The organism is Pantoea sp. PNA 14-12 (assembly GCF_004364735.1).
GTDB classification, from domain to species: Bacteria; Pseudomonadota; Gammaproteobacteria; order Enterobacterales; family Enterobacteriaceae; genus Pantoea; species Pantoea stewartii.
This window is the reverse complement of the sequence record NZ_SOAJ01000001.1, coordinates 1,573,901-1,585,989: the sequence shown is the minus strand read 5'-3', so window position 1 is coordinate 1,585,989 and position 12,089 is coordinate 1,573,901. Positions and strand designations below refer to the sequence as shown.

Genomic DNA, 12,089 nt, shown 5'->3' with positions numbered 1-12,089 from the left:
TGATGTGCGGTTGGGCATAGCAGCAGACGTTTAACAGGTGTAGTTCAGGCCAGGTGCAAAGATGAAGAAATCGACGTTATTAGATCAACCAGAGGCGACAACGCTGCTCTCACAGATGGTGCAGCGGCTGCCCCTCTCCGATACCCATTTTCGCCGTATCAGCCAGCTCATCTATCAGCGCGCGGGTATCGTGCTGGCCGATCATAAGCGCGAGATGGTTTACAACCGTCTGGTACGTCGTCTGCGCACGCTGAATATTGATGATTTTGGTCGCTACCTGGCCCTGCTGGAGAACGATCCTAACAGTGCTGAGTGGCAGGCGTTTATCAACGCTCTGACCACTAACCTGACCGCTTTTTTCCGCGAGGCGCACCATTTTCCTATCCTGGCGGAACATGCACGTAAACGTCAGGGCAATTTCAGCGTCTGGAGCACGGCCGCCTCAACGGGCGAAGAACCTTACTCTATCGCGATTACCCTGGCCGAAACGCTGGGAACCGGACCCGGTAAATTCCAGGTCCATGCCAGTGATATCGATACCCAGGTTCTGGAAAAAGCCGTGGCGGGCGTTTACCGCCAGGAAGAATTACGGACGCTGTCGCCTGCACAGCTACAACGTTTCTTTTTACGGGGTACGGGCCCGCATGCTGGCATGGTGCGTGTGCGCCCCGAACTGGCGAATATGGTGAATTTCAGTCAGCTGAATTTGCTGGCCAACGACTGGAACCTGCCGGGTCCGTTCGATGCCATTTTCTGCCGTAACGTAATGATCTATTTCGATAAAGAAACACAAGAAAAAATTCTACGTCGTTTTGTTCCACTGCTTAAGCCTGGCGGCATCCTGTTCGCCGGACACTCAGAAAACTTTAGCCAGATTAGTAAAGAGTTCTGGCTGCGTGGGCAAACCGTTTATGGACTGACGAAGGAAAGATGATGAGCAAAATTACCGTGATGTGCGTAGATGACTCTGCGCTGATGCGGCAACTGATGACAGAAATCATCAACAGTCATCCTGATATGGAAATGGTGGCGACGGCCCCGGATCCATTAGTGGCCCGCGATTTAATTAAACAGTTTAATCCGCAGGTGTTGACGCTGGATGTTGAAATGCCGCGCATGGATGGACTGGATTTTCTTGAAAAACTGATGCGTCTTCGCCCGATGCCGGTCGTGATGGTGTCATCACTGACGGGACAGGGTTCAGAAATCACGCTGCGTGCGCTTGAGCTCGGTGCGGTGGATTTCGTGACCAAACCACAGTTAGGCATTCGTGAAGGTATGCTGGCTTACAGCCAGATGATTGGCGATAAAATTCGCGCGGCTGCCCGGGCACGTCTGCATGTGCGCACCACCATGCCTGCCCCGGTCACGCTGAAAGCCGGTCCGCTGCTGAGTAGTGAAAAGCTGATTGCGATTGGTTCATCGACGGGCGGTACAGAAGCCATCCGCCACGTATTGCAGCCGCTACCGGCCACCAGCCCTGCGCTGCTGATTACGCAACATATGCCACCGGGATTTACCCGTTCGTTTGCCGAGCGGCTAAACAAGCTCTGCCAGATTACGGTGAAAGAGGCCGAAGATGGTGAGCGTATTCTTCCTGGCCATGCTTATATCGCGCCCGGCGCGATGCACATGGAGCTGGGTCGCAGTGGTGCGAACTATGTCGTGAAGCTGAACGACGGTCCGCCAGTTAACCGTCATAAACCGTCAGTCGATGTGTTGTTTAAATCGGTGGCGATCAACGCCGGGCGAAATGCCGTTGGCGTGATCCTGACCGGTATGGGTAACGATGGGGCAGCAGGCATGCTGGAAATGCATCGTGCCGGCGCCTGGACCATCGCGCAAAATGAAGCAAGTTGTGTCGTTTTTGGCATGCCACGCGAGGCGATAGCCAGCGGCGGTGTGAGCGAAGTAGTGGATTTAAGCAACATCAGCCAGCACATGCTGGCGAAAATTAGCGCCGGACAGGCATTGCGTATTTAACAGGCCCGTCCTGCCGGGCGAGATAACACAGGAGTAGATATGGCTGACAAAAATATGCGCTTTTTAGTGGTGGACGACTTCAATACGATGCGTCGTATTGTCCGTAACCTGCTGAAAGAGCTGGGCTTCAATAACGTAGAAGAAGCGGAAGACGGCGTCGATGCGTTAACCAAACTCAAGGCAGGTGGTTTCGATTTCGTTATCTCCGACTGGAACATGCCTAACATGGATGGCCTGCAACTGCTGCAGACCATTCGCGCAGATGCGGCCATGGCCAGTCTGCCTGTGTTGATGGTGACGGCTGAAGCGAAAAAAGAAAACATCATTGCTGCCGCTCAGGCGGGTGCAAGCGGCTATGTCGTTAAGCCGTTTACGGCCGCCACGCTTGAAGAGAAGCTGGGCAAAATTTTTGAAAAACTGGGTATGTAAGGAGATGTGATGAGCGACCTTCCGAAATCAGCTGAGCAAGCCGCGGCACAAGATATCATTTCCCGCATCGGTTCACTGACACGCATGCTGCGTGATAGTTTGCGTGAGCTGGGGCTGGATCAGGCCATTGCAGAAGCTGCTGAAGCCATTCCTGACGCCCGTGATCGTCTGGACTATGTAGTGCAAAAGACCGCTCAGGCGGCCGACCGGGCGCTGAACAGCGTCGAAGCAGCGCAACCGCACCAGGACAAAATGGAAGCGGGAGCGATTGCGCTTAAAGGACGCTGGGATGCATGGTTTGAGAATCCTATTGAACTTGCCGATGCGCGCGAGCTGGTGACGGATACGCGTCAGTATTTAGGGGAAGTGCCTGAGCACACCTCTTTTACTAACAAGCAGTTGCTCGACATCATGATGGCGCAGGATTTCCAGGATCTCACCGGTCAGGTGATCAAACGCATGATGGATGTGATTCAGGAGATCGAGCGCCAGCTGTTAATGGTGCTGCTGGAAAACATGCCAGAAGTGAGCGCCGAAAAACGTCAGGTTGGCACTACGCTGCTTAACGGTCCTCAGGTTAACGCTGCCGCCCCTGGCATTGTTGCGAACCAGGATCAGGTAGATGACCTGCTGGACAGCCTCGGTTTCTAATCACCTGGCTGTCTCGCCATCGCGAAATTGCGATGGTCCCTTCTGAAAAGTGGCCTGCTCACCGCGGGCCACTCCGCTTTTCTCTTTTGCTATCCGTGAAAGAGCATGTGTTTTTCACGTTTTATCCACGCTTTAACCAAACTCAAATTTGGCATTCTATGCTCAGAATTCCTGCCAACCGAGGTTTGTGGTGTCAGAAAACAGTGATGAGGACAAAACAGAATCGCCCACGGCCCACCGACTTGAAAAAGCGCGTGAAGAGGGCCAGATTCCGCGTTCGCGCGAGTTAACCTCACTATTGATGCTGTTGGCAGGCATCATGATTTTATGGGTTGGCGGGACGGCAATGGCCCATCGACTGGCGGCAATGGTGTCAACCGGACTCAGTTTCGACCACGGCATGGTGACCGATGACAAAATTATCATCGCCCACGTCGGTAATCTGATCATGCAGGCCATTGCCGCGCTTCTGCCGCTTCTGGGCGGGCTGGTTCTGGTGGCCATTGCCTCACCGATGCTGCTGGGCGGCGTGGTCATCAGCGGCAAATCCATCAAAGTGGATTTTAGCAAGCTGAACCCGTTGCCAGGCTTCAAACGCATGTTCGCCGCGCAGGCCTGGACGGAGCTGTTTAAAGGCATTCTGAAAACCATTCTGGTGGGCTGCGTGGCAGGCTGGTACATCTGGACGCACTGGCCCGATATGCTTCGGCTGATTGCCGAGTCGCCGACCACAGCCCTGATCCATGGCATGGACATGATCGCTATCTGTTGTGCGCTGGTCATGCTCGGCCTGATCCCCATGGTGGGATACGACGTTTTCTGGCAGCTTTACAGCCACTTTAAAAAATTGCGGATGTCACGCCAGGAAATTCGCGATGAGCACAAGCAGCAGGAAGGTGACCCGCACGTTAAAGGGCGCATTCGTCAGCAGATGCGTGCGGCAGCCCGTCGTCGCATGATGGCCGATGTGCCCAAGGCCGACGTGATCGTTACCAACCCAACACACTATTCGGTTGCGCTGCAATATAACGAGAAGAAAATGAGTGCGCCCAAGGTTATTGCCAAAGGCGCTGGCGAGATCGCCTTACGCATTCGTGAACTGGGCGCAGAACACCGCATTCCGGTTCTGGAAGCACCGCCGCTGGCGCGTGCGTTATACCGTCATACCGAAATCGGACAACACATTCCTGGCGCCCTTTATGCGGCCGTCGCGGAAGTGTTGGCCTGGGTCTGGCAGCTTCGCCGCTGGAAGCGCGAAGGTGGCCTGGTGCCCGTAAAACCTAAAGACCTGCCGGTCCCGGCAGAGATGGACTTTGCAGGAGAGAGCAAAAACGATGGCTAATCTGGCCGCTAAACTACGCCTTCCAGGCAACTTCAAAGACATGCAATGGCAGGTCCTTGCGGGTCCGGTGCTGATCATCATGATTTTGTCGATGATGGTTCTGCCCTTACCGCCGTTTATCCTTGATCTGCTGTTTACCTTTAACATTGCCTTGTCGATTATGGTGCTGCTGGTCGCCATGTTTACCCAGCGCACGCTGGAGTTTGCGGCCTTTCCCACCATTCTGCTGTTTTCGACCCTGCTGCGCCTGTCGCTGAACGTAGCCTCTACGCGTATTATTTTGCTGGAAGGGCATACCGGTGCCGCGGCGGCGGGACGGGTGGTGGAAGCCTTTGGCCACTTCCTGGTTGGCGGAAACTTCGCCATCGGGATCGTGGTGTTTATCATCCTGGTGATCATCAACTTTATGGTTATCACCAAAGGTGCGGGCCGTATCGCCGAAGTGGGTGCGCGCTTTGTGCTTGACGGGATGCCGGGTAAGCAGATGGCTATCGACGCCGACCTGAATGCGGGTCTGATTGGCGAAGATGAAGCGAAGCGTCGTCGCGCCGAAGTGACTCAGGAAGCGGACTTTTACGGTTCGATGGACGGTGCCAGTAAGTTTGTACGCGGGGATGCCATCGCCGGTATTTTGATCATGGTCATTAACGTGATCGGTGGTTTACTGGTGGGGATCGTTCAGCATGGTATGGATGCGGGCCACGCGGCAGAAACCTATACGCTGTTAACCATCGGTGACGGTCTGGTCGCACAGATCCCTGCGCTGGTCATCTCTACCGCGGCGGGTGTTATCGTGACGCGCGTGGCAACCGACCAGGACGTCGGCGAGCAGATGGTCGGGCAGCTGTTCAAAGATCCGCGCGTCCTCATGCTGAGTGCCGGCGTAATCGGTTTGCTGGGGCTTGTGCCTGGCATGCCTAACTTTGTGTTCCTGCTGTTTACGGCGGCCTTACTGGGGCTGGCGTGGTGGTTACGTGGCCGCGAGATGCAGCCGAAGAAGAATGTCGAATCGCCGAGCAGCATCGCAAAATCCATGGAAACGCCTGCCTCTGCCGAAGCCTCCTGGACTGATGTGCAGCTTGAAGACACGCTGGGCATGGAAGTGGGTTACCGCCTGATTCCGATGGTCGATCACAACCAGAACGGTGAGTTGCTTGGTCGTATCCGCAGTATCCGTAAAAAAGTGGCGCAGGATGTTGGCTTTCTGCCGCCGGTGGTGCATATCCGTGACAACATGGAATTGCCACCCGCGCGCTACCGCATTTTAATGAAAGGCGTGGAGATTGGCAGCGGTGATGCCTATCCCGGACGCTGGATGGCGATTAACCCCGGCACAGCCGCGGGTACCTTGCCGGGTGAAGCAACCGTCGATCCTGCCTTTGGCCTGGCGGCGGTGTGGATTGACGGTGCGCTCAAAGAGCAGGCCCAGATTCAGGGCTTTACCGTAGTAGAAGCCAGTACCGTTGTGGCGACGCACCTTAATCATCTGATTGGCCAGTACGCCAGTGAGTTGTTTGGCCGTCAGGAAGCGCAGCAACTGCTGGACCGCGTCTCCTCAGAGATGCCGAAACTGACCGAAGATTTAGTGCCTGGCGTGATTACGCTGACAACGCTGCACAAAGTCCTGCAGAACCTGCTGATTGAGCGCGTTTCGATTCGTGATATGCGCACCATTATTGAAACCCTGGCAGAGCATGCGCCGGTTCAAAGCGATCCGCAGGAACTCACCAGCGTGGTGCGCGTGGCGCTGGGCAGAGCGATTACGCAGCAGTGGTTCCCGGGCACGGGTGAAGTGCAGGTGATTGGCCTGGATGCGACACTGGAGCGCCTGCTGCTGCAGGCCTTGCAGGGCGGTGGCGGACTTGAGCCAGGCCTGGCCGATCGGCTGTTAGCCCAGACGCAGGAGGCCCTGCAACGGCAGGAAATGATGGGCGCGCCGCCTGTCCTGCTGGTCAATCATCCGTTACGCGCCTTACTGGCACGCTTCCTGCGCCGTAACATGCCGCAGCTGGTGGTGCTGTCCAATATGGAATTAAGCGATAACCGTCAGATTCGCATGACCGCAACCATCGGTGGCAAACAATGAGATCGCTAATGCTGTTTTCGCTGCTGCTTCCGCTGTTTGCTCAGGCCGCTGACGGTGCCTGGAGCGCCAGCGCGGCGGGTCCACTGATGGCGAACCGGGGAAGCTGGCAGTCGTCGCAGCCGCTGACCCCGCCAGGTCAGGTCAGTGGGGCGATCACCGTGGTGAACTGGCGTTATCAGTTTACCCAACCGGTGCCTTCCGGTTTACAGGTCCGGCTCTGTGCAGAACAGCGTTGTACCGAACTGGACGGTGCCAGCGGCAGCACACGCGGTCTGGCTGAGGTCGCCGCCGGTGAAACGTTACATATGGTGTTTGGCTTCGCCGGTGGCGGAAGTTTGCCGCCGGGGCTGAAGGTCGTCAGCACAGCGGTGACGGTCAACTACCACTAAGCCTTTTTCGCCCTGTTCATGGCAGACTGACAAGCATCATCAAGAGACTGATGCTGTCGGTCTGCCCGATCACTCCCGATGTCATAACGCGGTTCAGGCTACGCGTCTTTTTGCAGCAGAAAGCGGTAAAGCCATCCCCCCGCAACGCCACCCGCTATCGGTACCAGCCAGAAAACCCACAGCTGCTGTAACGCCCAGCCTCCCTGAAAAACAGCCATTGCGGTACTGCGTGCCGGATTCACCGAGGTATTGGTTACCGGGATACTGATTAAGTGAATGAGCGTTAATGCCAGACCAATCGCAATGGGAGCGAAACCCGCCGGCGCGCGTTTATCCGTCGCACCCTGAATAACCATCAGGAAGAACGCGCTGAGTACGAGTTCAGTGATGACGGCCGCACAGAGGGAATAGCCGCCTGGCGAGTGCGCCGCAAAGCCGTTGGCAGCGAAACCCTTATCTGCCATCGTAAAGTCAGCCTGACCACTGACGATCAGATACAGCACGCCCGCCGCCGCAATACCGCCAGCCATCTGTGCCACGATGTAGGGCAAGATGGTCTTGCTGTCGATGCGGCCACCGGCCCATAAGCCCAGGGTGACGGCGGGATTAAAGTGACCGCCCGAAATGTGGCCTACCGCAAAGGCCATTGTCAGTACGGCGAGGCCAAATGCCAGAGACACGCCCACAAACCCAATCCCGGTTTGGGGAAAATTCGCGGCGAGCAGGGCGCTGCCGCAGCCTCCGAATACCAGCCAGAAGGTGCCGAACAGCTCGGCAACCGCTTTTCTTAACATCAACTTATTCTTCCTTTCTCGTTAACACGTTAAACCTGATAAAACGCGGGCTTATAGTAGAGCGCGGGAATAAGAAAAGAATCTTGTCCCGACAGGACCTTGATATACGCGACATCAGGGTTGCCTGAGCGGGTTTGCACGGCGCGTGCTGCGATCATCTCTGGTGCTGAAATACGAATTAACGTCTTTGTATCGTGGAGACAGGGAGGGCAATGTCAAAGATGACGCTACACGAAGGAAAATTGTGCGGGTGACGGGCAGAGCGGGAAGGGCGAGGTTGAGGCAGGCGCTGAGAACAGTCAGCTCTCAGCGCCTTAACAGATTACATGCGATCGACCGTTTTGATCCCCAGCGTATCCAGACCCAGTTTCAGGGTTTTTGCGGTCAGTGCCGCAATCTGTAAACGGCTCAGGCGCGTCACGTCGTCCTCTGCGGCCAGAATCGGACAGTGCTCGTAGAAGCCGGAGAACAGGCCCGCCAGATCGTACAAATAGGCACACATCACATGCGGTGTGCCATCGCGTGCCACCTGGGTAATGACCTCTTCAAACTGCAGCAAACGCGTTGCCAGCAGGGCTTCACGGTCATCCGTCAGCACGATTTCTGCCTGAATCGCATCGGCGTCGATACCGGCTTTACGGAACACGGACAGCACGCGCGTATAAGCATATTGCATGTAAGGCGCCGTATTGCCCTCAAACGCCAGCATATTATCCCAGTCAAAAATGTAATCAGTGGTGCGGCTTTTTGACAGATCGGCATATTTCACGGCGCTGATGCCGACGACTTCCGCGAGTGTGCTGACTTCCTCTTCCGTCATGTCCGGGTTTTTCTCGCGTACCAGCGTGTACGCGCGTTCATAGGCTTCATCCAGCAAATCTGACAGCTTAATGGTGCCGCCACTGCGGGTTTTAAACGGACGGCCATCTTTACCCAACATCATACCGAACGCATGATGTTCAAGTGGAACGGACGCAGGCACATAGCCGGCTTTACGGACAATGGTCCACGCCTGCTGTAAATGCTGATGCTGACGTGAGTCGATGTAGTAAATTACGCGGTCCGCATGCAGGGTTTCATAGCGATACCTGGCACAGGCAATATCGGTGGTGGTGTAAAGATAGCCGCCATCCTTTTTCTGGATGATCACGCCCATCGGCTCACCTTCTTTGTTCTGGAATTCTTCCAGGAATACCACGGTGGCGCCTTCACTCTCGACGGCCAGACCTTTGGCTTTCAGATCGGCCACAATTTCCGGCAGCATGTCGTTATAGAGGCTCTCACCCATCACATCATCACGCGTCAGGGTGACGTTCAGACGGTTGTAGATATGCTGGTTTTGCGTCATGGTGATATCAACCAGCTTTTTCCACATCTGACGGCAGTAGTCGTCACCGCCTTGCAACTTCACGACATAGCCGCGCGCACGCTCTGCAAACTCAGGATCTTCATCGTAAGTGCGCTTGGCTTCACGGTAAAAACCTTCTAAATCCGCCAGCGCCATCTCCGCGTGGTTTTCATTTTGCTGTTTTTCAAGAAACGCAATCAGCATGCCGAACTGCGTGCCCCAGTCGCCCACATGGTTCGCGCGGATCACGTTGTGACCCAGAAACTCGAGGGTGCGCACCGCGGCGTCGCCAATGATAGTGGAACGCACATGGCCGACGTGCATCTCTTTCGCCACGTTGGGGGCAGAGTAGTCCACGACGATTGTCTGTGGTTCGACCGGGTTCACGCCAAGGCGCGGATGATTCAGCGCCTGCCGGGCATGGTCGGCCAGCCACTGACGATCCAGGAAAATGTTGATAAAGCCCGGCCCCGCGATCTCCACTTTGCTGGCAATGCCAGTGAGGTCCAGATGTTGAATCACGGTTTCAGCTAATTGTCGTGGCGCCTGGCCCAGTTTTTTCGCCACGGCCATGATGCCGTTAGCCTGATAATCACCAAACTGAACTTTAGCCGACTGACGAACCTGAGGTTCACAATCGGAGGGAGCACCAGCCAGCACCATTGCCTGACTGACTTTTGCGGAAAGAAGCGCCTGAATATTCACCGGGTTACCTTACATATGCAGAGAAAAGCACGCTATTTGGGCAGCGGGCTGTCGTCATGATTCTGCCGGGTGCAATGACCACAGGTCCTGGCCCGGCAAAAGGAAAAAATGAGGGAAAAAGTATACGTGAATTGTCAGCGTGAGTCAGTAGCGCGATAAAGGCAGGGAAACAGAGCCGAAGATGTTTCCCGCAGAGATTAGCGACGACGCGCGCGGCGCGCGTTTTTAACACTTTTGTCTGCACGTACCTTCCAGTGGCGCGCAAGGGCAAACCCCATCAGTGCAATTAAGATGGCAACTACGATGAGCATCGTCATAAAAACTTTCCTTATAATAGTGTTAATGCAAATTTAATAGAAAGCTATGCAGGCTGCAATCATGCCACTGTTAAGTAAGACTTATCTTATTGTGTTAATGATAACCATACAAAACAGTAACTTAAGTTACTTTTGTCAACAAAAAGGTGGATCTAACCAGAAGATTAATCTGAATTAAAAGCGTTAATTTTTTGCTTTTCTCGTAAAACGCCAGCCAAATAAGATGAATCTTACCCTTTTGTTCATTACGATAGTTCAGTAACAATGAGTTACAGCATTCCCTGGTCATAAAAAAGTGAGGAGACAGCTTACGGTGAGCATGATATTTCCACCCGAACTGGACGATTTACAGGCCGATTTAGCGGCTTTCGAAGAACGGTTACAAAATTTTTCACAGCGTCTGGGGTTAAACTCTACAGACCTCGACGTCGATCATGTGGCCGTGCGGTGTCATCAGAATGCGACGGCCGAACGCTGGCAAAAAGGGTTTTTGCAACTCGGGGAGCAGTTCTCGGCGGCGATGATTAACGGACGACCGGTATGTTTATTTAAGCTGCACCAACCGTTAATGATTGCCGGCTGGGCGATAGACGTCGTTGAGCTGCCCTGGCCGGGTGAAAAACGTTACCGCCACGAGCGCTGGGAACATATTGAGGTGGTATTACGAGGCGAGCCTGAAACACTGGGCATGCGTGCCATGGCGCTGCTGTCCGATCAGGCACTCACACAGCCGGGTATTTCATTCAAAACCAGCTCACCGAAAGGGGAAAACGAGCGTCTGCCGAATCCTACGCTGGCAGTGACCGATGGGGAAACCACGATTAAGTTTCACCCATGGCGACTGGACGAGATTGTGGCCAGTGAACAGCGCTAGCCCCGGGCTTCAACCGCGCGTCTGAGCCGTCTGACGGCTTCTTCCAGCAAGGCGCGGGGACAACCGAAATTGATCCGTACAAAGCCGTCATCACCAAAGTCGCGCCCTGGCGAGAAGCCAAGCCCGTGTTTTTCAAAGTACAGCGCCGGGCTGGCAACCTGGAGTTCACGCGCATCGATCCAGCCCAGATAACTGCCTTCCGGAGAGGTCATTTTGAGGCCGGGCAGCGCATTGACTTCGGAAACCAGCCAGTCCCGGTTGCCGCGCAGATAATCAAGCTGGGCATCAAGCCAGTCATCACAGGCCCGCCAGGCGACTTCCGCCGCAACCAGGGCCAGAATATCGACTGAGGGCACAATGCCCTGGCGCACGGCGGTGAATCGCGCCCGTAGTTCAGGATCCGGGATCACAGCGACGGAAGCGCCCAGCCCGGCAATATTGAAGGTTTTGGATGGCGAAAGCAGCGTAATGCTCCGTTGGGCCGCATCATCACTCAGGGAGGCAAAGGGGATATGTTGCAGCCCCGGCGTTAACAGTAAATCGCAATGAATTTCGTCAGAGCAGACGATTAAATCATGGTGCTGCGCAAAGGCCAGCTGCGCTTCAAGTTCTTCCCGGCGGTAAACCGTGCCGCCAGGATTCTGCGGATTGCAAAGCATCAGCAACGTTTTGTCCTGCATGTGGCCGTCTGCTGCAGTGAGATCCATGACCCAGCGGCCTTCCTGCAACGTCAGAGGCAGATTCAACTGATCTCGTTCAGCCAGCTTCGCGGCTGAACGGAAAGGGGGATAAATGGGATGCGGCGCGACGGTACCCTGGTGCGGCGCGGTAAACGCCCGCACGGCCAGATTTAACCCGCAGACTACGCCGGGCAACACGACCACCCATTCCGGTTTAACTTCCCAGCGATAGCGTGATTTACAGCGGGCAATCAGCGCATCGATAAATCCCTGAGGCTTATCGCCATAGCCGAAAACACCATGATCAACGCGGGCTTTAATGGCCTCAATGATGGGGGTAGGCGATCGGAAATCCGTATCCGCTACCCACAACGGCAGAATATCCTGGCCCGCATATTTGTGCCATTTAAGGCTATCACTGTGACGGCGGTCTATCCGTTGGTCAAAATTGAATGTCATAGTTAGTTTTCCACGTAAACTGTTCTAAGGGA

General features: G+C 55.0%; 11 protein-coding genes. 8 read left to right on the top strand and 3 right to left on the bottom strand.

What is annotated here, in order from left to right; all coding sequences use genetic code 11:
* The first annotated feature begins 61 nt into the window (after positions 1 to 61).
* The 7 genes from cheR (at position 62) to C7434_RS07520 (ending at position 6,880) form a co-directional block, all read left to right on the top strand.
* The gene (cheR, locus tag C7434_RS07550; RefSeq protein WP_006120244.1) at positions 62 to 934 is read left to right on the top strand and encodes a protein-glutamate O-methyltransferase CheR; all 873 of its coding nucleotides are present in this window, start codon (positions 62 to 64) and stop codon (positions 932 to 934) included.
* A complete protein-coding gene (locus C7434_RS07545) occupies positions 934 to 1,983 on the top strand; it encodes a chemotaxis response regulator protein-glutamate methylesterase (protein ID WP_006120245.1) in 1,050 nt (349 codons plus the stop codon). Before cheR ends, C7434_RS07545 begins: the two co-directional genes overlap by 1 nt.
* Positions 1,984 to 2,022: 39 nt before the next feature.
* On the top strand, positions 2,023 to 2,412 hold the full coding sequence (cheY, locus tag C7434_RS07540) for a chemotaxis response regulator CheY (protein WP_006120246.1): 390 nt from the start codon (positions 2,023 to 2,025) through the stop codon (positions 2,410 to 2,412).
* A 9-nt stretch (positions 2,413 to 2,421) separates the two neighbouring features.
* On the top strand, positions 2,422 to 3,063 hold the full coding sequence (gene cheZ, locus C7434_RS07535; RefSeq protein ID WP_006120247.1) for a protein phosphatase CheZ: 642 nt from the start codon (positions 2,422 to 2,424) through the stop codon (positions 3,061 to 3,063).
* Between the two features lie 190 nt (positions 3,064 to 3,253).
* The gene (gene flhB, locus C7434_RS07530; RefSeq protein ID WP_033742222.1) at positions 3,254 to 4,405 is read left to right on the top strand and encodes a flagellar biosynthesis protein FlhB; all 1,152 of its coding nucleotides are present in this window, start codon (positions 3,254 to 3,256) and stop codon (positions 4,403 to 4,405) included.
* The gene (flhA, locus tag C7434_RS07525) at positions 4,398 to 6,491 is read left to right on the top strand and encodes a flagellar biosynthesis protein FlhA (protein ID WP_133745287.1); all 2,094 of its coding nucleotides are present in this window, start codon (positions 4,398 to 4,400) and stop codon (positions 6,489 to 6,491) included. The genes flhB and flhA overlap by 8 nt, the downstream gene beginning before the upstream one ends.
* On the top strand, positions 6,488 to 6,880 hold the full coding sequence (locus C7434_RS07520) for a flagellar protein FlhE (RefSeq protein ID WP_033741996.1): 393 nt from the start codon (positions 6,488 to 6,490) through the stop codon (positions 6,878 to 6,880). The genes flhA and C7434_RS07520 overlap by 4 nt, the downstream gene beginning before the upstream one ends.
* Positions 6,881 to 6,978: 98 nt before the next feature.
* Here C7434_RS07520 and aqpZ read toward each other — a convergent pair whose 3' ends face one another.
* On the bottom strand, positions 6,979 to 7,674 hold the full coding sequence (aqpZ, locus tag C7434_RS07515; protein WP_133745320.1) for an aquaporin Z: 696 nt from the start codon (positions 7,672 to 7,674) through the stop codon (positions 6,979 to 6,981).
* A 322-nt stretch (positions 7,675 to 7,996) separates the two neighbouring features.
* Positions 7,997 to 9,727: an arginine--tRNA ligase gene (gene argS / locus C7434_RS07510; RefSeq protein WP_006120253.1), complete on the bottom strand. Its 1,731-nt coding sequence runs from the start codon at positions 9,725 to 9,727 to the stop codon at positions 7,997 to 7,999.
* Positions 9,728 to 10,357: 630 nt separating this feature from the next.
* Here argS and C7434_RS07505 point away from each other — a divergent pair.
* Positions 10,358 to 10,918, top strand: a complete 561-nt coding sequence (locus tag C7434_RS07505; RefSeq protein WP_110267419.1) for a VOC family protein — start codon at positions 10,358 to 10,360, stop codon at positions 10,916 to 10,918.
* Here C7434_RS07505 and C7434_RS07500 read toward each other — a convergent pair.
* Positions 10,915 to 12,057: a PatB family C-S lyase gene (locus C7434_RS07500; protein ID WP_133745286.1), complete on the bottom strand. Its 1,143-nt coding sequence runs from the start codon at positions 12,055 to 12,057 to the stop codon at positions 10,915 to 10,917. The two genes, C7434_RS07505 and C7434_RS07500, sit on opposite strands and share 4 nt — an antisense overlap.
* Between the last annotated feature and the right edge of the window lie 32 nt (positions 12,058 to 12,089).

Coding starts and splice junctions, on each gene's coding strand:
- cheZ (WP_006120247.1), top strand. CDS start 2,422: ATGAGCGACCTTCCGAAATCAGCTGAGCAAGCCGCGGCACAAGATATC.
- C7434_RS07500 (WP_133745286.1), bottom strand. CDS start 12,057: ATGACATTCAATTTTGACCAACGGATAGACCGCCGTCACAGTGATAGC.
- flhA (WP_133745287.1), top strand. CDS start 4,398: ATGGCTAATCTGGCCGCTAAACTACGCCTTCCAGGCAACTTCAAAGAC.
- aqpZ (WP_133745320.1), bottom strand. CDS start 7,674: ATGTTAAGAAAAGCGGTTGCCGAGCTGTTCGGCACCTTCTGGCTGGTA.
- C7434_RS07545 (WP_006120245.1), top strand. CDS start 934: ATGAGCAAAATTACCGTGATGTGCGTAGATGACTCTGCGCTGATGCGG.
- cheY (WP_006120246.1), top strand. CDS start 2,023: ATGGCTGACAAAAATATGCGCTTTTTAGTGGTGGACGACTTCAATACG.
- C7434_RS07520 (WP_033741996.1), top strand. CDS start 6,488: ATGAGATCGCTAATGCTGTTTTCGCTGCTGCTTCCGCTGTTTGCTCAG.
- cheR (WP_006120244.1), top strand. CDS start 62: ATGAAGAAATCGACGTTATTAGATCAACCAGAGGCGACAACGCTGCTC.